Origin of the sequence: Peptoniphilus genitalis, assembly GCF_023614525.1 — a bacterium.
GTDB classification, from domain to species: Bacteria; Bacillota; Clostridia; order Tissierellales; family Peptoniphilaceae; genus Peptoniphilus_A; species Peptoniphilus_A genitalis.
Window position 1 is genome coordinate 324338 of the sequence record NZ_CP097885.1, and the last position, 18783, is coordinate 343120.

Annotated in this window: 18 protein-coding genes; 4 read left to right on the plus strand and 14 right to left on the minus strand. The window is 34.9% G+C overall.

All coding sequences use genetic code 11. The annotated features are described in order from the left end of the window. Positions 1 to 7: 7 nt before the first annotated feature. From radA to M9426_RS01610, 5 genes are read right to left on the minus strand one after another with little or no spacing between them, the layout of a single operon-like run. The gene (gene radA / locus M9426_RS01590) at positions 8 to 1387 is read right to left on the minus strand and encodes a DNA repair protein RadA (RefSeq protein WP_250342239.1); all 1380 of its coding nucleotides are present in this window, start codon (positions 1385 to 1387) and stop codon (positions 8 to 10) included. Further along, the gene (locus M9426_RS01595; protein ID WP_250342240.1) at positions 1359 to 3824 is read right to left on the minus strand and encodes an ATP-dependent Clp protease ATP-binding subunit; all 2466 of its coding nucleotides are present in this window, start codon (positions 3822 to 3824) and stop codon (positions 1359 to 1361) included. The genes radA and M9426_RS01595 overlap by 29 nt, the downstream gene beginning before the upstream one ends. Next, a complete protein-coding gene (locus tag M9426_RS01600; RefSeq protein ID WP_250342241.1) occupies positions 3821 to 4801 on the minus strand; it encodes an ATP--guanido phosphotransferase in 981 nt (326 codons plus the stop codon). The genes M9426_RS01595 and M9426_RS01600 overlap by 4 nt, the downstream gene beginning before the upstream one ends. After that, a complete protein-coding gene (locus M9426_RS01605) occupies positions 4794 to 5306 on the minus strand; it encodes a UvrB/UvrC motif-containing protein (protein ID WP_250342242.1) in 513 nt (170 codons plus the stop codon). The genes M9426_RS01600 and M9426_RS01605 overlap by 8 nt, the downstream gene beginning before the upstream one ends. Positions 5307 to 5317: 11 nt before the next feature. After that, on the minus strand, positions 5318 to 5770 hold the full coding sequence (locus tag M9426_RS01610; protein WP_250342243.1) for a CtsR family transcriptional regulator: 453 nt from the start codon (positions 5768 to 5770) through the stop codon (positions 5318 to 5320). Between the two features lie 380 nt (positions 5771 to 6150). Between M9426_RS01610 and M9426_RS09275 the strand changes: the two genes are divergently transcribed. Continuing rightward, on the plus strand, positions 6151 to 6282 hold the full coding sequence (locus M9426_RS09275) for a hypothetical protein (protein ID WP_256466625.1): 132 nt from the start codon (positions 6151 to 6153) through the stop codon (positions 6280 to 6282). A 3-nt stretch (positions 6283 to 6285) separates the two neighbouring features. On the opposite strand, the gene fusA is transcribed toward M9426_RS09275, so the two are convergent. Further along, entirely contained in the window at positions 6286 to 8346 is a 2061-nt protein-coding gene (fusA, locus tag M9426_RS01615; RefSeq protein WP_250342244.1) for an elongation factor G, read from the minus strand. Between the two features lie 151 nt (positions 8347 to 8497). Between fusA and M9426_RS01620 the strand changes: the two genes are divergently transcribed. After that, complete coding sequence (locus M9426_RS01620; RefSeq protein ID WP_250342245.1) at positions 8498 to 9148, plus strand: ComEA family DNA-binding protein; 651 nt, start codon at positions 8498 to 8500, stop codon at positions 9146 to 9148. Between the two features lie 144 nt (positions 9149 to 9292). On the opposite strand, the gene M9426_RS01625 is transcribed toward M9426_RS01620, so the two are convergent. The 8 genes from M9426_RS01625 to M9426_RS01660 form a co-directional block, all read right to left on the minus strand. Beyond that, positions 9293 to 9628: a hypothetical protein gene (locus M9426_RS01625; RefSeq protein ID WP_005955767.1), complete on the minus strand. Its 336-nt coding sequence runs from the start codon at positions 9626 to 9628 to the stop codon at positions 9293 to 9295. 8 nt (positions 9629 to 9636) lie between these two features. Further along, entirely contained in the window at positions 9637 to 11073 is a 1437-nt protein-coding gene (locus tag M9426_RS01630) for a hypothetical protein (RefSeq protein WP_250342246.1), read from the minus strand. Next, complete coding sequence (locus M9426_RS01635; RefSeq protein ID WP_250342247.1) at positions 11066 to 12487, minus strand: sensor histidine kinase; 1422 nt, start codon at positions 12485 to 12487, stop codon at positions 11066 to 11068. The genes M9426_RS01630 and M9426_RS01635 overlap by 8 nt, the downstream gene beginning before the upstream one ends. 8 nt (positions 12488 to 12495) lie before the next feature. Then, positions 12496 to 13179 carry a response regulator transcription factor gene (locus tag M9426_RS01640; RefSeq protein ID WP_005955634.1) on the minus strand — a complete coding sequence of 228 codons (684 nt, stop codon included), beginning with the start codon at positions 13177 to 13179 and terminating at the stop codon, positions 12496 to 12498. 72 nt (positions 13180 to 13251) lie between these two features. Then, a complete protein-coding gene (gene guaB, locus M9426_RS01645) occupies positions 13252 to 14697 on the minus strand; it encodes an IMP dehydrogenase (RefSeq protein ID WP_005955703.1) in 1446 nt (481 codons plus the stop codon). Between the two features lie 25 nt (positions 14698 to 14722). After that, positions 14723 to 15661 (minus strand): CdaR family protein, encoded by a 939-nt coding sequence (locus tag M9426_RS01650; RefSeq protein WP_250342248.1) that lies wholly within the window; start codon positions 15659 to 15661, stop codon positions 14723 to 14725. Continuing rightward, the gene (gene cdaA, locus M9426_RS01655; protein ID WP_005955641.1) at positions 15642 to 16472 is read right to left on the minus strand and encodes a diadenylate cyclase CdaA; all 831 of its coding nucleotides are present in this window, start codon (positions 16470 to 16472) and stop codon (positions 15642 to 15644) included. Before cdaA ends, M9426_RS01650 begins: the two co-directional genes overlap by 20 nt. 1 nt (position 16473) lies before the next feature. Beyond that, on the minus strand, positions 16474 to 17034 hold the full coding sequence (locus tag M9426_RS01660) for a DUF5317 domain-containing protein (protein WP_250342249.1): 561 nt from the start codon (positions 17032 to 17034) through the stop codon (positions 16474 to 16476). Positions 17035 to 17242: 208 nt separating this feature from the next. Here M9426_RS01660 and M9426_RS01665 point away from each other — a divergent pair, with 208 nt between their 5' ends. Next, positions 17243 to 18148 (plus strand): copper amine oxidase N-terminal domain-containing protein, encoded by a 906-nt coding sequence (locus M9426_RS01665; protein ID WP_250342250.1) that lies wholly within the window; start codon positions 17243 to 17245, stop codon positions 18146 to 18148. Between the two features lie 111 nt (positions 18149 to 18259). Further along, complete coding sequence (locus M9426_RS01670) at positions 18260 to 18580, plus strand: zinc ribbon domain-containing protein YjdM (protein ID WP_250342251.1); 321 nt, start codon at positions 18260 to 18262, stop codon at positions 18578 to 18580. Positions 18581 to 18783: the final 203 nt, after the last annotated feature.

Consider the following 18783-nt stretch of genomic DNA (forward strand, 5'->3'; position numbering starts at 1 on the left):
TCTAGATTTATATGTTAAATATTTTTGCTAGGACTTCAGAGATAGTTGACATCTTGATGACTTCTAAGTCCTTGTAGTTTTCTTCCTTCACATTAGAATATTGGGAGACGTAAGCTTTTTTAAAGCCCATTCTCTCTGCTTCCTTAAGTCTTACGTCGAGGCTTGGAACATTTTTTAGTTCTCCCGTAAGCCCCACATCGGCAACGAAAACTGAGTTGGCTTCAACGGGCTGGTTGAGAGTTGATGAAACAATAGAAACCATTACAGAAAGGTTCGAAGCCTGCTCCTTAACTTTTATGCCGCCAGTTGACTTGACTACAATGTTCTTGTCTAAGAAGGTAATTCCTGCCCTCTCTTCAAGAATTGAAACAAGAGTGTTTAGGTGTTCCCTTCTCACTGACTCAGAAATTCTTGAGGGATAAGGTAGGAAGGACTTAGAGGCAAGGGCCTCTGTCTCAAGAATTATTGGCCTTGTTCCCTCTCTTATAACAGAAAGAGATGAACCGGGCACTTGTTCTGCTACCGACCTCTTAGTCATAAAGTATTCTGAGGGGTTGTCGATTGAGATCATTCCCTTTTCTGTCATGGAGAAAAACCCAATCTCACCAGTAGACCCATACCTGTTCTTTGTTGTCATAAGTGACCTCAAATCTTCTGATGAATCGCCATCGATTAAGAGGACAGTATCCACTAAGTGCTCAAGACTTCTAACACCTGCAAGTTCATCTTGCTTAGTCATTTGACCAACTAAGAAAACCATGCGAGGCTTTTCGATGTCCTTGGCAACTTCTGTCATCTTGTAGGCACACTCCATGGTTTGAGTTGGTGTGCCAGGTCTTTGTGGAAACTCATCAAGAGTAAAGGTTTGAATGGAGTCAATAATTATAAGTTGGGGATCAATTTTTTCAACTTGGTCCAAGACAGAGTTAAGTGATGTCACAGAGTAGACCCAAATATTTTCTGAAAGTTTGTCGAGAATTCTCTCTGCTCTCATCTTAATTTGTGTTTCTGATTCTTCTCCCGATGCGTAAAGGACCCTCATACCCTTGTTGGCAAGGTCATTGGCAACCTGCATAAGAAGAGTTGACTTACCTGAACCAGGCTTAGCCGTCAAGATGCTAACAGAATCACGAACGATTCCCCCGCCCATGACCCTGTTAAATTCTTCTATGCTAGTCTTGACTCTCTCATCAGAAGAAACTGCAACTGTATTTAATTTTTGTGCATCTTTTTTAACTTTTTTGGTCCTTGTGGGAGTCTTTCCTGATGAAGACCCTTCTTCCTTTTCTTCTAAGCTGTTCCAAGAACCACAGTTGGGACACTTCCCAAAAAACCCATGGGAAATGTAGCCGCATTTATTACATTGATAGACTATTTTCTTTTTCATCTTTCGCCTTTTTTGTCTTCTTTAGCTTTTTTATTTGAACCTTCTTGTATTTAACATCTACAGAAATTGCATCGCCATCCTTGATGCTTCCATCTAAGAATTCATCGGCGATCTTATCTTCAATTAATTTTGTAATAGTTCTTTGAAGAGGTCTTGCACCAAAGACCTTGTCATAACCCTCATCAACTAGGAAGTTAATAAGTTTATCTGTATATTTTGCACTTATGCCCATGTCCTTAAGTCTTAAGCTTAAAGTATCAAGCATCTTCTTAACAATTTCCTTGATTTCAGTTTTTTCAAGAGCCTTAAAGATAACTACATCATCAACTCTATTTAAAAATTCTGGCTTAAACATATCTTTTAGGGACTGGTCTATAATTTTATTCATGTTTTCAAACTCACTTTTCTTTGCAGAGTCTTCTGAAGTTGAGAAACCTAAAACTGAATTCTTGGCCAATAGGTTGGCACCTGCGTTGGATGTCATAATTATAACTGTGTCTTTGAAGTTTACAGTTCTTCCCTTGGAGTCAGTCAACCTTCCTTCATCAAGAATTTGTAGAAGAATATTAAATATATCTGGGTGGGCCTTTTCAATTTCATCTAAAAGAATTACTGAATAAGGGTTTGTCCTAACAGCTTCTGTTAGCTCGCCACCTTCGTCGTAACCAACATATCCTGGAGGTGAACCTACAAGTCTTGATACAGTGAATTTTTCCATGTATTCAGACATGTCGAACCTAATCATGTTTTCTTCTTTGCCAAATAAGTTTTTAGCTAGGCTCTTTGCAAGATAAGTCTTACCAACACCAGTTGGACCAACAAAGATGAAAGAACCGATTGGTTTGTTTGGATCCTTAAGACCAATTCTTGACCTCTTTATAGCCTTGGCAAGAGCCTCAAGAGCTTGGTCTTGTCCCTTGACGTCTTCTTTTAGTTTGATGTCAAGGTCTCTTAATTTTTCTGTCTCTTCTTCTGTCATTTCAGTTACAGGAACCTTGGACCAATCAGAAACTATATCAGCAATAAGTTCTGGAGAAACTTCCTTTTTAGATTCTTTTTCTCTAAATTCAGCTCTCTTGTCTTCTAGTTCCTTTTCAACTTTCTTCTGCTCATCTCTAAGGTTGGCTGCAAGTTCATAGTCTTGATCTCTTACTGCTTGGTTTTTCTTTTCTTCAATATCTTCAAGGTCAAGCTTATATTTTTCTTCAAACTCTGGGACCTTGTAGGATTCAATTTTTAATTTTGAGCTTGCTTCATCAATTAGGTCAATGGCCTTGTCTGGCAAAAATCTGTCATTTAGGTATCTGTCAGAATATTTTACAGCTGCTTCAATACTTTCATCTGGAATTATCACATGGTGGTGGTCTTCGTAAATCTTTTTAAGACCTTGAATGATTTTAATTGAATCCTCTGGGCTTGGTTCATCAACCATTATTGGCATAAGCCTTCTCTCAAAGGCAGAGTCTTTTTCAATTTTTTGCCTGTATTCTGTAATTGTTGTAGCTCCAATAATTTGTAGGACAGACTTTGTAAGCATTGGTTTTAAAATATTTGAAGCATCGAGGGATCCTTCGGCTGAACCCGCACCAATGATGACGTGCATTTCATCAATGAATAAAATAATATTTTTATTCTTGCTCGCCTCCTTAGTTACATTTTTTAATCTCTCTTCAAAGTCTCCCCTGTATTTTGCTCCTGCAATAAGTTGGGAGATATCAAGGGTTAAAATAATTTTGTCCTTCATAATTTCTGGAACATTTCCTGCAACAATTTCTGCGGCAAGTCCCTCAGCTATGGCAGTTTTACCAACACCTGGCTCTCCAATTAGGACTGGGTTGTTTTTTGTCCTTCTTGATAGGACTTGGATAACTCTTTTTATTTCCTTTTCTCTTCCAATTACAGGATCAATTTTCCCCTCTTCAGCCTTTTTATTTAGGTTTGTTGTATATTTTTCTAGGGCTTCTGATCCAGCTTCGTCGCCTTCTTCATAATCTTCATAGTCTTCCATATTATTTAAAATATCATTTTCAAGACTCATGACATCAATACCCAGTCTCTTTAAAACTAGGATGGCAACTCCTTGGCCTTCTCTTAGGATGCCAAGTAGAAGGTGGTCAGTTGACACTGTGTTCTCGCCCATTTCTCTTGACACTTCAAAGGCAAGTTCAAAAATCCTCTTAGTCCTTGGAGTGTAAGCAATGCTTGACACAACTGGACCTTGACCTTGGCTAACTATGTCCATAGTAGTTTCCTTGGCCTTCTTGTAATCTATTCCAAGCTTTGAAAGTATATGGGCGCCTGCATCTGTTCCTTCTCGCAAAATTCCAAGAAGAATGTGTTCTGACCCTATATATGAATGCCTCTGTTCTCTTGCTTCTTGCTGAGCAAAGAGGATGGCTTTTTGTGATTTTTCACTAAACTTTCCAAACATACTCATTTGAAAACCTCCTTCATGAGAGCTCTCGACTTGTTAGCCCTTAGGATGTCTCTTGACTTAAGGTCTAAGATTGAGCCTCTCTCAATTTGTAAGTGTCCATTTCTTAGCTTCATAATTTCTTGGTAGAAGTCAAATTCCCTATTTGGCTTCAAGATTGAAAGTTCAATCCCTAGATTAATCATGCTCATGGACTGCATCATCTCTTCTTCCGACAATAACCTTGCATTGGCAAGTAGGCCATAGGACCTGTTGACCATGTCCTCAAGGCTAATAATATTATCAAGATAAAGTTTTTTTCTATTTTCTCTTTCAACATCAGCGATTTCCTCGCTAATTAGTTTTAATTTTTCTATATAAGATCCTTCCTCTTCTGTCAAAGTTGACTCAAAGGAAAGGGTGTAAATACTTGCAAGGGCCTTCTTAGACCTGTCCCTGTAAGAACCTAGGGTGTAGCCAAGCCTCGATAGGCCCTTGGCAATTTCATTTATGCCAAAATAATTTAGGGCTGGCAGGTATAAAAAGGTTATGGGCTTAAAGCCAGTTCCTGCATTAAAAACCCTTGAAGTCAAGTAACCATACTCTGGACTAAAGGCAAAGTTTATATTTTCTTCAAGCCTTCCTTCCAAGTCATAGATTTCCTTATAAAGTTCATCAAGGGACTGGGTCCTAGAAAACTTTGAAAGTTCTAGGTGTTCACTGGAGTTAATCAGAATATCTGGCTCATCAACTTTTTGATAGAAGCCAATATTTTTCTCTTCAACAAACCTCTTGCCAAGTCTTCCCTCTTCAATAAGATTTAATTTTTTAAGGGATGTCATCTTTTCTATATCAAGATTTTCATAACCCATCCCCCTAATTATTGGGTCAAGAAATTCTAAATTTTCTCTTAACTCTTCCTCTGTCATAGTGTTGACGAAGTTCTTGCCGTCAATGTTCCTATATAACTTTACCTTATTTCCTAAAATAATTTTAGACATTGGCATCTTCCTTTAAAGTTTTTATCTCGTCCCTAATTTCTGCAGCCTTTTCATATTCCTCTAGGCTAATAGCAAGGTCCAACTTTTCCCTAAGGTCTTCAAGCTTCCTATTGTAGTAGATATAGGACTCTGAGTTCTTAGGTATCTTTCCCCTGTATTTTAAATTTATATTTAAGGCATTGAGATAAGACTTAATTTCATTTCCAAAGGAGTTGTAACATTTTGGACAACCAAGGACTCCTGTATTTTTAAGTTCTCTAAAGCTCTTGCCACAATATTCGCACCTAATGTCATCTTCCTCATCCTTGTAGGAGTTGGCAGTGAATTTAAAAATATTTTTAAGGGCATTTTCCAGTTGAGGAATTATATTTTGATAACCCTGAAATTCTTTTTTAAATTTTTCTTCAGCACAAACTTGGCAGAGATGAACTTCTTCTACTTCGTCATTATTTATCCTTGTGTAGGAAATTATTGATTCTCTTTCTTTGCAGTTGTCACACAACATCTTCTTCCCTCCTAGCTGAAAATAACGAGGAGCATATTCTTTAATAAGTCTGCCCTCAGTTCATTTCTATTTTCGCATTGACTTAGAGACCTGTCAGACAGGCTCACCTTCATAAGTTCCATTTCCCTTCTAGTGACCTTCTTTAGTCTCACAAGTTCCTCTAGTAAATCATCTGAATTATTTTTTGTAATAGAATCACCTATGAAGTCCAAAAATCTCTCAAGCCTTTCTTCATCATCTTCTAGTTTAACTTTTACAATCCTAATGTAGCCGCCGCCCCCTCGTCTAGACTCAACGTAGTAACCCTTAAAGGGTGTAAACCTAGTTGTTAAAACGTAATTTATTTGTGAAGGGGCGCAGTTAAATTGGTCTGAGATTTTTGATCTTTGAATTTCAAGAACTCCACCAGATTCAAATATTAATTCATTTAAAAATTCTTCTATGGAATTGGATAATTTTGCCATAAAACCATTCCTTTGACTATCTTTGTCTTTTAAATTATAAAAAAACTGACTATCTTTTACTATCTCTAGTTTAATATAAACTAGGACTTTTGTAAAGTATTTAGTCTTTCTCTTACTTTACCCTAAAGAAATAGAAATTAATAGTTAAAGGCTAGGGACTTTTTATAAGTTTGCAAAAGTTTATCACTTTTTCATTAATTAGGAGTTTGTGATTAAAGGCTAAGTAATGAGTTAAGGCAGACTTATAAATTAGTACAGCTTTGCAAATATGTGTAGGCTTATAAACTTTTATTGCTTAACCAATAAGTACAAAGTCATAAATTTCCATAACTTAATAGATAATTACAAGCTCATAAACTTTTCCAGCTTAATGAGTAAGTATGACGTTAGAAATTATTGTAGCTTACTTAATAGCCCCAAAATTAAAAATATCACTTGGTCAAAAATTTATTTTTCACAAAAAAATATCTGCTGGAGATCTCTCTCCAACAGATACAATAAAGTCTTTTTAAATTTTACTTGTCAGTTTGTCTTTCTTCAATAATTTTATCTGCAATGTTTTGTGGAACTTCTTCGTATCTAACAAATTCCATGTTGAAGGTTCCCCTACCTTGAGTAAGTGATCTAAGATCAATTAGGTAAGTGAATAATTCAGCTTGAGGAGCTTCAGCAATAAGAACTTGAGTACCGTCATTTTGTTGATCCATACCAAGAATTCTTCCACGTCTCTTGTTCATGTCTCCCATTACATCTCCAAGATATGCTTCTGGAATTGTAACTTCAACCTTCATAATTGGTTCAAGAAGAACTGGACTTGCTTCTTGCATACCCTTCTTGAAGGCAAGATTTGCAGCAAGTTTGAAAGACATTTCGTTGGAGTCTACATCGTGGTAAGATCCATCATATAGGACAGCCTTGAAGTTTGTAACAGGATAGCCTGCAAGAACTCCCTTTTCCTTAGATTCAATGATTCCCTTTTCAACTGCTGGGAAGTAGTTCTTAGGAACTGCGCCACCAAAAACTTCTTCGTCAAATTCAAATTCAGCTTCAGATGGTTCAAATCTAATCCAAACATCACCGTATTGGCCTGCTCCACCAGATTGTTTCTTGTGCTTACCTTGGACACTTGCAGTCTTTCTAATTGTTTCTCTGTAAGGAATTATGAATGGAACAATTTCAACTTCAACTCCATAAGTGTTCTTTAATTTTTCAAGGATAACATCAAGTTGAACCTTACCTTGACCACCAATAGTCATTTGCTTAGTTTCTGTGTTTCTTTCAACAGTGAATGTTGGGTCTTCGTCCCTAATCTTCTTAAGAGATTGAGTAAGTTTTTCTTCGTCTCCCTTAGTCTTAGGTTCAATTGCATAGTATAAAACTGGAGTTGGGTGTTTCAACTTCTTGTATTCAACTAGGTGGTCTTTATCGCAAAGAGTATCACCAGTTAATGTTCCAACAAGCTTTGTTGTTGCTCCAATATCTCCTGCATGGATTTCGTCAACTTCTATTTGTTCCTTACCTCTCATTACGAAAAGGCCGCCAAGTTTTTCAGTTTCGTCATTATTTACATTGTATAAGCTTGTGTTTTTAGTTAAGATACCAGAAATTACCTTAAAGATAGAAATTTTTCCTAGGAATGGGTCAGAAATAGTTTTAAATACAACTGCTGCAAAAGGATCCTTTTCTGAAACCTTTCTTTCTTCTCCTTCTTTATATCTAAATCCAAGGTGGGCACGATCATCGTCTGGTGCTGGCATGTAATTAACTATAGTGTTAAGTAAAATATCAATACCTATTCCCTTTTCACCAGATCCAACAAGTAGTGGAACTGCGTCACCTTCAAGTAGGGCTGTTGTAACTCCTCTTAAAAGGTCTTCTCTTGTGAATTTTTCTCCTGAGAAATATTTTTCCATAAGAACTTCGTCAGAACCTGCAACTACTTCTGCAATTTCTTCATACATTCTTTCAGTTGCCTTAACTTGGTCGTGGTTAAGTTCAGTTTCTTGTGGTGCAGAGTTTACATACTTGTAACCCTTTTGGAAGATTACATCAGTTACACCAATAAAGTTTTCTCCTTCGCCAATAGGTACAGAGAAAGGAATAACTTTTTTACCAAAGGCAGCTTCAAGCTCGTCCATTAGTTTTCTAAAGTTTACATTTTCTCCATCAATCTTATTTATAAATATAATTCTTGGAAGTCCAATTTTTTCTGTGTATTTCCAAGTTCTTTCTGTTCCAACTTCGATTCCCTTAGTTGCATCTATAACCATGATTGCAGCTTCACTAGCTCTTAGGGCAGAGTGAGCTTCTCCAACAAAATCAAGAAATCCAGGAGTATCTATTATGTTTACTTTATAATTTCTCCATTCAACAGGAATAATTGATGTAGCTATTGATGTTCCTCTTTCTCTCTCTTCCTTTGAGAAGTCAGAAATTGTATTCTTGCTAGAAACATTTCCAAGTTTTTTTGTTGCTCCACTTTGGAATAACATAGCCTCTGTTAGGTTAGTCTTTCCGGAGCCAGAATGTCCCACGAGAGCAAGATTTCTTACCTTATCTGTTGCATAAACTTTCATTGTTTTCCTCCTAAATATGTTAATTTTTTTGAAATCGTTTCGATGGATAAATTATAACATAAATTTTAGCATTTGAAAACTGTGTAAAATTTATCTGTTTAGGGTATTACAATGCTATAAATATAATATTATTAATAAATGAGTGGTGTAAATGGATTTTAAATTTTTGAAAAAAGATAATCTTCCCTACATAATAATAGTGGCCTTGCTCTTAATCATTGGCTATCAGTATAATGATTCGCATAATGAAGATGAGGATGCCAAAGAATTTTTAAAAATAAATACTTCTGGAGTAATAGATAGTGATAAAAAATCTCTTGAGTCATCTTCAAGTGAACTTGCAATAGAAAAAGCTCCTGAAGAAAAGGAAGAGATCATGGTCCACATCTCAGGTGCTGTCAATAAGCCTGGCATACTTAGGCTTGACTCAAGTAAGCGCCTTGTTGATGCTCTTGACCTTGCCGGTGGTGCAAGAGATGATGCAGACTTAGACAGGGTAAACCTCGCAGCAAGACTTCACGATGAAGAAAAAATTTACATTCCAAAAGTTGGCGAAGTCCAAGCTAATATTTCAAGTCTTGCGTCTAGCCCATCATCAAGTGATACTTCTTCAAAGATAAATATTAACTCAGCAGACTTAAGCGAGCTCACAAAAATTCCTGGAGTTGGAGAAAAGACTGCTCAAAAGATTATTGACTACAGGGCTAATAATTCTTTCTCTTCTATCGAGGACATAAAAAATGTCCCTGGCATTGGGGACAAAAAGTTTGAATCCATGAAGGACTACATTTCCACTTATTAATTTGTACTTAATCATAGCTTAGGTCCCTTTAAGGGGCAAGCTCTTAGTATATATAAATTTAAAATTTAATATTTTTCATATTCTTCCTAAAAAAGCTCAAGAAAAAAGAAGCACCTAAGTGCCTCTTATCTTGAGCATTTATCTTTATCTTTTTCTAGGATTTCTCCTGTATCGATTTTTATCTGAAGTAGCTATGCCTATTATTAGAGCAAATATTAGTGATACTAGTCCAGATGAAACTCCAACTACAAAGATAATTAAATTGTCTAAGCTGCTTGGATCAAAAAGTTTGTTGATCACGATAAAAAGAGAAATTATTCCAACAAATACCAAGGCAAGTCCTGGTAAATATTTTATAAATTTTAAATCTCTTGCAGCAAAGTTTACTATAAAGGTAAGAACAACTCCAATTAATATTGCACCTAGAGTTAGGAGCAAGTAAGTGGAATTTTCTCCTACTAATTCCATTATTTTATTCATTTTACACCTCATTTATTAGATGAAAGTTCATCTTGCCAAATATTTGCGTAGCGGCCTGTTGCCCACTCAGTCATAATAGTGGAAGCTTCTTTTCCAATCTCCCTTTCAAAGATAGGGTTTGGAAGAATTTTTCCTTCACTTATATTATATATTCTTAGATAATTATTTTCCAATGTTATTAAAAAATTATTGTCAGGAGATACAAATCCGTCCTTGATTGATGACTTGAAATTTTTAATTTGCGCCATTGGAATGTTAATTTTATTGTACTTGTTGACCTCATAAGGAAGGACTAGGTTTAAATCAAAATCTGAATACTTTCCCTCTCCTGAGTTTACTCTTCCCTTTAATTTCCAAAAACCATTATCCCTATAGATGCCTATGTTGTAAGGATCTTCTTTTAGGGCTTCAATGTTTTTACCTTCTGTCTCTAAGGCCTTCTCGGATACAAAGTCCTTAAAGCTTAGGGCTTTTTTGTCTTCTAAGTTATCAAGATTATAAATCCTAAGGCTTCTTACATTGGTAATCCTATCAAGACTTTCAACATTTATATAATTATTTGTTATAAAGTTTATTGTCTTCAGTGAATTGTTATCTCTCAACTCTTCTGAGTCAATTTTTGGAATCTCTGGATCCTTCTTAAGAAGCTTTGAGGTTTTATATTCTTTTGCGATTAACCAATCTGTTGTTTCCTCAGCCTTTGATTCTCTTTGGACGCTAACTTCAACAAACCTATCATCTCTCGGCAAGATTATGTTGTTCATCTCGTAGACATTTTCCAATTTCAGGTCAGAAAATTTTAGATAAAGAGTCTTGTAGTTCCAAGAAGGAATGTCTGAGTCCACCTTGGTCTTAAAGCCAATTAAAAATCCCTTGTCTCCATTTAAGTCAAACAAGTTGCTCTTTGCCAAGACTTCATCCTTCTTTGCTAAGATAGTGGAATTTAAATCTTCATTTTTAATCTTGTCGTCTACAAGTTTAATCTCAAGGGTAATTCCGTTATCAAACAAGAGAGCTGTGTTCTCACTAGTCTTTATGACTTCATAGTATAAGGACGAGTTGGAATTGGAATCAAATACATAAGTTGTGAAAACATCAGAGTCTTCTATGCCTAAGTTCTTGTAGTCCAGGTTAAACTTTTCATACAAGTAGTTGGAAAGTTTAACATACTTAGTCTTGTAGGAAGCATCCTTGATGTAGTCATTGGCTAGAAGGACTGAATTGTTACTAAAGTATAGGTCTTCTCCAATTATGTCCTTAAACCTGAAATTGTCTTGGTTGACCTTCTTGTTGGAAATAAATTTAGTTATGGTCCACTTGCCATAAATAGGTGCTTGACCCATTTCTGGTCTCTCAACATTTGTCCCCTGACTAGTCAAAAAGGAACAACCAGTTAAGAATACTAGAGAAATTAATGAAAGGTAAAAAATTATTTTTTTAATCATTGTTTTCACCCACTTCTTTATCAACTTCTATAGGCAAGCTAACCTTTACTGTAGTTCCAATATTTTCTTCCGAGAAGATTTCAAGGCTTCCTTGATGGAGCTTAGTTATTTCATCACTTATGGATAAACCAATGCCACTGTGACTCTTGGAGTGCTTGCCCTTGTAGAATTTTTCCTTTACATGAGCAAGTTCTTCCTTGGTCATTCCCATTCCGTTGTCTGAAATCATAATTTGAACCTTGTCATCTTCCTTGAGCATTTGGAACTTAACCCAGCCCTTGTCTGAAGTAAACTTAATGGCATTGTCCAAAAGATTTATTAGTAGTTGCTTAATCCTATTTTCATCAGCATTAATAAGTATTGATTCCTTTGGAAGGTCTGTTATAAGTTCAATGTTGTTGGACTTGGCACGAGGTCTCATCTGTTTTGATATATCAAGACAAGTTTGAGAGATGTCAATTATTTCCTTATCGAGAGTAATCCTTCCAGATATATATCTTGAGAAGTCTAAGAGTTCTTCTACCATCTTGGCAAGTCTATCAGCTTCATTTTCTATTATGTTTAAGCCATCTTCCATTAGGTCCTTTTCGTCTTCTTTTGCGTCCTTGAGGACAACTGCCCAGCCCTTTATGGATGTAAGAGGAGTCCTAAGCTCGTGGGAAATAGAAGAGATAAAATCATTTTTAATCCTATCCTTATTTATAATTTCATCACTCATGGCATTTAAGGTCTTGGCAAGTTCTCCAATTTCGTCATCTTCAAAGACCTTGGCCTTCTCTTCATAGTTGCCCTTTAACATAGTCTTGGCAACTTCTGTAAGTTCAAGTATTGGCCTTACAATAGACTTGGAAATCAAAAGTGAAACTGTAGTTGTCAATAGGGCAACAAAAAGTGTAAAAATAAGCAAGCTTATAATGGTTTTAAAAATTGCAGCCTTGACTTCTTCCATAGAAGATATAAATCTTAGGTAGCCAATTGTCTCACCTTCATTGTTCTTTATAGGACCTGCAACTGACATAATAGCTTCACCAGTTTGTGACTCTTCTCCCTTCCAAGTTTTTATCTCTCCCCCTTCAGCTGCCAAAACATCTGAAGTTTCTATGGGGTTTGAAGCAAGCCTTCCAATAGAATCTGATAGGAGGTTCTTGTCCTTGTCAAGAATTTGAACTTCTGCATTGGTGTTGGACAAGAAGATGTCGCTGTCTTCATAAATCAAATCTTCAATGGACTTGTCTGAATAGTCCCTCCTATATATTTCAAGGGAGACCTCCATTCTCTGGATCAATTCCTTGGAGATGTTGTTGTAATAGTAAGAGCTAAAGGCAAAAAGCAAGAATATATCTATAATTGAAATTGTAATTAAAATTATTATTAAAAAACTTCTAACAAGTCTTTTCCCAATTTTATTTTTCAATTATAAACCTACTTCCATCTGTAACCAGTTCCCCAAACAGTTTCAATGTAATCTGGTTTTGCTGGGTTAGTTTCAATCTTTGACCTAAGTCTTCTTATGTTTACGTCAACAATTTTTGAGTCGCCCAAGAAGTCGTCGCCCCAAACTAGTTTTAAAATTTCATTTCTAGTCATGGCCTTGCCAGGGTTAGTCATAAATATTTTTATAATTTGATATTCTGTAGGAGTTAGTTCTAATTCCACATCATCCTTGTAAAACTTTCTTGAATAAGAATCTATTTTAAAAGGTGGATCTGTGATTAAGTTGCTTTCATTTTCTTCCCCAATCTCAAGCCTTCTCTCAATGGATTTTATTCTTAGGGTAAGCTCAGTTGGGTTAAAGGGCTTAGTTAAATAATCATCAGTTCCATATTGAAGACCCATGATCTTGTCATAGTCTTCTGCCTTTGCAGTTAGCATAATGATACCAAGACTTGGGAACTCTCCCCTCAAGGTCTTGCAGACTTCAAAGCCATCAATGCCTGGCAACATAATATCAAGGACTACAATATCTGGAAGTTCGCGTCTAGCAATTTCGATTCCCTCTTCTCCACTGCCTGCTTCAAAAATTGTGTAGCCTTCTCTTTCAAGATTTATTTTAACAAATTTTCTTATTGATTCTTCGTCTTCAACGAGCAAGACTTTTGTTTTCAAAATATCACCTCTATACTTGTAATTATAAAGAAAATCCACTCCAAATTCAATTGAAGTGGATTTATTAATGTCTTAATAATAGTTAGGAGCTTCTCTTGTAATTGTAATATTGTGTGGGTGAGATTCTGTAAGTGAAGCTTGTGTAATCTTAACGTACTTAGCAGTTGCCCTAAGAGTTTCGAGGTCCTTTGCACCCATATAACCCATGGCAGACTTAACTCCACCAACAAGTTGGAATACAATATCGCCAACAAGTCCCTTGTAAGGAACCCTACCTTCAACTCCTTCAGGAACGTACTTAGTTGTACCTGATTGGAAGTACCTATCAGATGAACCAGCACTCATGGCACCAAGAGAACCCATACCTCTATAGGCTTTGAATCTTCTTCCTTCAACGAAGATTTCTTCTCCTGGAGATTCATCAGTTCCTGCGAAAAGTGAACCCATCATAACAACATTACCACCAGCTGCAAGGGCCTTGGCAACATCACCAGAAAACTTAATACCACCATCGGCAATTATTGGAATGCCATATTTTTTAGCAGCCCTATAAGCTTCCATGATAGCAGTAATTTGTGGAACACCAATACCAGTTACAACTCTTGTTGTACAAATTGAACCAGGTCCAATACCAATCTTAACACAGTCAGCGCCAGCCTTAATTAGGTCTTCTGTTCCTTCATAAGTTGCTACGTTACCTGCAATAAGTTGTAGGTCTGGGTAGGCATCCTTTATTTTCTTTATAGTGTTTAATACGTTTTTAGATTGACCGTGAGCTGTATCAATAACAACAACGTCAGCCTTAGCCTTAACAAGGGCTTCGATTCTATCCAAAACGTCCTTAGTTGCTCCAACAGCAGCTCCAGCTAAAAGTCTTCCTGATTTATCTCTTGCTGAGTTTGGATATTGTTCGTGTTTTTCAATATCTTTTATTGTGATAAGTCCTTTTAATACATTGTCCTTATCAACTAGAGGAAGCTTTTCAATCTTATATTTCTTTAGGATGTTTAGAGCTTGGTCTAAATTAATATCAGGATCTCCAGTAATAAGTTTTTCTGAAGTCATTACATCGCTAATTCTCTTAGAAAGATCAGTTTCAAATCTTATGTCCCTGTTTGTAATAATTCCTTCTAAGACACCCTTTTCTGTAACTACTGGCACACCAGATATCCTGTATCTTTCCATAAGTTCAGAAGCATCTGCAATAGAATGATCCTTAGTTAGTGAAAAGGGATCAGTTATAACTCCGTGTTCAGATCTTTTTACCTTGTCTACTTCTAAGGCTTGTTCTTCAATTGACATATTCTTGTGGATGATACCAATTCCACCTTCTCTTGCCATGGCAATTGACATCTTGTGTTCTGTAACAGTGTCCATGCCTGCTGACATAAGAGGAATGTTTAGCTTGATCTTTTCCGTTAAGTTTGTAGATAAGTCAACTTCGTTAGGTAAAATTTCTGATTTTGCTGGCACAAGTAAAATATCGTCAAATGTTAGTCCTTCTCCAAAAAATTCCATATTCCCTCCTGATTATTAATACACATTAATCTTCTTTTACTACTTGCTTCAATCTGAAGTCAATATTCTCGTCAACCAATGTAACCTTATCTGGCAACTTCAATTTTACTAAATCATTTCCAGCTTTAAAATTATGCAAATTAATTGGTCTAGTTTCTATAAAGTCAATAGAATCAATTACATCAGAATTTCCTCTAATTGTAACAGAAGATGGCTCAATTGAAAAGTCACTTGTCACAATATTTTTACTAGTATTTTCATTAAATTTTAATTTAATTGGCACAGTTTTACTTTTTAGAATTGGAAGGTCAACTTTTATAGTAGCAGGACTTATTTCCACTTCCTTAATTATCTTTCCAGCATCATCATAGGCATAAATCTCTGCCTCAATACTTGTTGTTTCTGTTATTTCTGAAAGGTCAATATAAGCATCAATCTTATTAATTTTATTTACATAAGTCGAAGGTCCCTTGACAACAACATTTACTTTTTTATTTAAGTCTCCAAGAGTAAGTCCCTTTTCCAACTTGTTTAAGAATACAATGTTGGCCTCAGCCTTTTCCTCTAGGACCTTGTCAATTTTAAAGGGAATCCTTCTTGGTGTGGTGTTAGTAACAGAAATCCCAAGATCAATATAGGAGACATTAATAGGGACTGAGTGTTCGCCCTCCGTTAGTTTACTTACATCAACTTTGGCAACAATCCCATCTCTTGTCACATTTCTCATATAAGAATTGTAACCTTGGAGCTTAACATCTACAGTTGACTCCTTAGGAGATATAATTATTAAGTTTTTTTCTTTTAGCTGACTAAGTCCATCATAGGTAACCTCGATGTTTTTAAAGTTTGAAGTGCTTAAAAAATTTGCCTCTCCCTTTACATAGGACCAAAGGATAATTGCAAAAATCAAGGACATAACTTTTAACATCAAGCTTCTGTCATTTCTAAAATTTATTTTCTTCATTTTTTTCACCACGCTTTGAGAAAAAAGTCTTCGCTTTGTAGTCTGGGCTGTAAATTTCTAGAAGTTTTGCTTCAAGGGTTTCTATATCCAAGTATCTTGAGATAACTCCATTTTCAGCTGTTGAAATTGTTCCATTTTCTTCAGAAACCATAATAGATAGACAGTCAGATTTTTCAGAAATTCCAATTCCTGCCCTATGTCTTGTTCCCAACTCCTTAGAAATCTTTTGGTTGTCAGATAATGGCAAGAAACATGCTGCAGCCTTGATTTGTGATCCCTTTATAATAACTGCTCCATCGTGTAGAGGGGTGTTTGGGATAAAAATATTTATAAGAAGTCCGCTGCTGACCTTTCCCTTTATCTCAGTTCCAGTTTCTATAACTTCTGTAAGTCCAACTTCATTTTCAATAATAATAAGGGCACCAATCTTTTGTCTAGCAAGAGATGCAACGGCAGAAGTAATTTCTTCCACAGTCTCTGGCACATTGTCCTTGTTTTGACTAAAACTATTTTTTATGTTGGAAGTAAGTCCAAGATATTGAAGACCTCTTCTAATTTCTGGTTGGAATAAGACAATAATGGCAACAATACCATCATTGATAAACCTGGTGAAGATCCAGTTAACTGTGTAAAGTTGGAAAAATTGTGAAATTTTTATAAAAAGTAGGATAAAAAGAATCCCCTTAAAAACTTGCTCTGCTCTGGTGTTTCTAATTAACTTTAAAACATAATAGATTAGTAGGGTAACAATTAGTATGTCCACCACATCTCTTAAATCTATAACATTTAATAAGTTACTAAATTTTTCCATCCTAAGCACCTCTCTTTCTAACAATAATCATTAGTGCAAAATATAAACCAAGGGCTATTAAAATGTCTCCAAGGCTGATGACCTTAGAGGGCCCAATAAATCTTTTTAAGTATATGAAGTCCGACAAAAAATAAAGTTTTGGATTGTCAAAGACTCCATGACTTAGGCTTCCGCCCATGTAAATAATTTTTATAATTCTCTCGTTGCCTATTTTCATTAGGGCACTTGCCGAGACTGGCATCTTTCCATTTGCCATCACTGGAAGGGCATTTAAAAAAGTCCCAAGCCCACAAATTAAAAGTCCCAAGTTTTTATAATTTGAAAAAAATGAAAGACTAATAAGTAAGAGGGATAGGATATGAAAAATTGTAAAGTTTCTTACAAAAAATTCAGCAAAACTTCCAAAATATCTTCCCGTTATAAAATTTATAAATATCATTATAAAAATTCCAATAAAGGCAAGATAGGCTCTTTTGAATTTAAAATTTATTAAATTATTAAAGTCCTTGTCCCTAATAAAAATCATACTTATAAGGGCAAGAATCACTGCCTCTAAAATCATTTTATCACCTTGTTTTAGGATATCACAAATAATTTATAATGACATATATTACAAAAATTTTCTCATCTTTAATATATAAAATTTTTTTGTTTTATCAGTTTTCAATCTTATCCATTAATATAAAATAATAATTATATAGAAAATTAGTAAAACGATTGCTTTTTCTAGTTTATGTCATATAATAAACTTAAGAAAGAGAGGTAATATTATGAAAAAACTATCTAAATTACTTGTACTTATTAGTGTTTTAATTTTAGGTATAAGTGTAAATGTATTTGCAAAAGAAGATTTATATTTAGTTGTAGATAGAAAAAAAGTTGAAACTGATGCAGCTTGTTTCATCGAAAAAGACAGAACTCTTGTACCAATAAGATTTATATCAGAAGCTCTTGGTAGTAAAGTAGATTGGGACAAAGATGCCAAGAAAGTGACAATTACTTCTAAAGATAACTCTCAAAAAATAGAGTTAATTATCGATTCTGTTAATGCTAATATTACAGAAAAAAATGAGAAAAAAGAAGCCACTCTAGATGTTCCTGCAAAAATTGTTAATTCAAGAACTTTTGTACCAGTAAGATTTATAAGTGAAGCTTTAGGTGTTGAAGTTAATTGGGATAATGAAAATAAAGTAGTTATTATTGGTGACAAAAGTAAATACAATAAAGATGAATTTACTAAATTAAGACAAAATGAAAAAGCTAAGAGTCCTGAAGTAAAAAAAGAAAATAATCCGGTAGTAAAAAAAGATGCAGTTGAAATTGAAGGAGGATATATAAATCCTCTTAATGGTGGTTGCTTATATATAATGAAAAATGATGAAGGTCCGAATATATATACTATTACTTTACTAGTTTATAATCCACAAACTTTTCAAGATCAAGTAATTGGTCAAGCAAAATTGACTATGCGAGCAGATGGAAAATCTGCTACATGGCAAAATGAAGAAGATACTATTGTTTTCTTTGATGCCAAAGGAATACGTATTAAAAATGATTTAAGTGGACCTGATGGAAATTGGCACGTCAGAATGAAAGAAAGTTCATCATATTCTGTTAAAGATCGTAAAGTTTTTGAAGATGGTAAAGTAATTTATGATAATGGAAAATTTATCTAAAGTTTGTTTATAAAATTAAGATCTCCTCTGGGAGATCTTTTTTAATTGTCATTTGTTATTTTATATCCTATACATTATACTTAGGTAAATATATTTGAAAGGATGAGATAAATGTATAAGTGCCCAAATTGTGGATCAGAATATGGCTATTTTGATAATGTTGCTTATAACTGTCCAGAGTGTGGACATATGTGGACTGACCTTTGTCTTGAAGAGACCAAGGTTCTCGATGCCAATGGTAATGAACTTAAGACTGGCGATAGCGTTGTTACTATTAAGGACTTAAAGTTTGGCAAGGACACTATGAAGAGAGGAACTAAGATTACCAACATTAGGATTCTCGACGAAGAAGTAAACGGTCATGATATTGACGCCAAGACTAAGGAGTTCGGTGGAATTTATCTTAAGTCTTCCGTTGTTAAAAAAGCTTAAATTCTTGTGCCAAGACTTGGCACTTTTTTTTATTTTTTTAATTGCAAAATTATTTTGTAATTTTAATTCTAAAGTTAATTAAGTGATATATCTAATAGACTTATTTAATTTAATTTAATTTTCATTTTATAAAATTATTCTCATTCAAATATTTTTATATCTTTTTTTCTTGCAGGCATTTTCAAAAAATATTCAATAAAAAT

What these genes read in the sequence shown, in the direction of transcription:
- radA (WP_250342239.1), bottom strand. Translation starts at nt 1,387, where the DNA reads ATGAAAAAGAAAATAGTCTATCAATGTAATAAATGCGGCTACATTTCC.
- M9426_RS01595 (WP_250342240.1), bottom strand. Translation starts at nt 3,824, where the DNA reads ATGAGTATGTTTGGAAAGTTTAGTGAAAAATCACAAAAAGCCATCCTC.
- M9426_RS01600 (WP_250342241.1), bottom strand. Translation starts at nt 4,801, where the DNA reads ATGTCTAAAATTATTTTAGGAAATAAGGTAAAGTTATATAGGAACATT.
- M9426_RS01605 (WP_250342242.1), bottom strand. Translation starts at nt 5,306, where the DNA reads ATGTTGTGTGACAACTGCAAAGAAAGAGAATCAATAATTTCCTACACA.
- M9426_RS01610 (WP_250342243.1), bottom strand. Translation starts at nt 5,770, where the DNA reads ATGGCAAAATTATCCAATTCCATAGAAGAATTTTTAAATGAATTAATA.
- M9426_RS09275 (WP_256466625.1), top strand. Translation starts at nt 6,151, where the DNA reads ATGACGTTAGAAATTATTGTAGCTTACTTAATAGCCCCAAAATTAAAA.
- fusA (WP_250342244.1), bottom strand. Translation starts at nt 8,346, where the DNA reads ATGAAAGTTTATGCAACAGATAAGGTAAGAAATCTTGCTCTCGTGGGA.
- M9426_RS01620 (WP_250342245.1), top strand. Translation starts at nt 8,498, where the DNA reads ATGGATTTTAAATTTTTGAAAAAAGATAATCTTCCCTACATAATAATA.
- M9426_RS01625 (WP_005955767.1), bottom strand. Translation starts at nt 9,628, where the DNA reads ATGAATAAAATAATGGAATTAGTAGGAGAAAATTCCACTTACTTGCTC.
- M9426_RS01630 (WP_250342246.1), bottom strand. Translation starts at nt 11,073, where the DNA reads ATGATTAAAAAAATAATTTTTTACCTTTCATTAATTTCTCTAGTATTC.
- guaB (WP_005955703.1), bottom strand. Translation starts at nt 14,697, where the DNA reads ATGGAATTTTTTGGAGAAGGACTAACATTTGACGATATTTTACTTGTG.
- M9426_RS01650 (WP_250342248.1), bottom strand. Translation starts at nt 15,661, where the DNA reads ATGAAGAAAATAAATTTTAGAAATGACAGAAGCTTGATGTTAAAAGTT.
- cdaA (WP_005955641.1), bottom strand. Translation starts at nt 16,472, where the DNA reads ATGGAAAAATTTAGTAACTTATTAAATGTTATAGATTTAAGAGATGTG.
- M9426_RS01660 (WP_250342249.1), bottom strand. Translation starts at nt 17,034, where the DNA reads ATGATTTTAGAGGCAGTGATTCTTGCCCTTATAAGTATGATTTTTATT.
- M9426_RS01665 (WP_250342250.1), top strand. Translation starts at nt 17,243, where the DNA reads ATGAAAAAACTATCTAAATTACTTGTACTTATTAGTGTTTTAATTTTA.
- M9426_RS01670 (WP_250342251.1), top strand. Translation starts at nt 18,260, where the DNA reads ATGTATAAGTGCCCAAATTGTGGATCAGAATATGGCTATTTTGATAAT.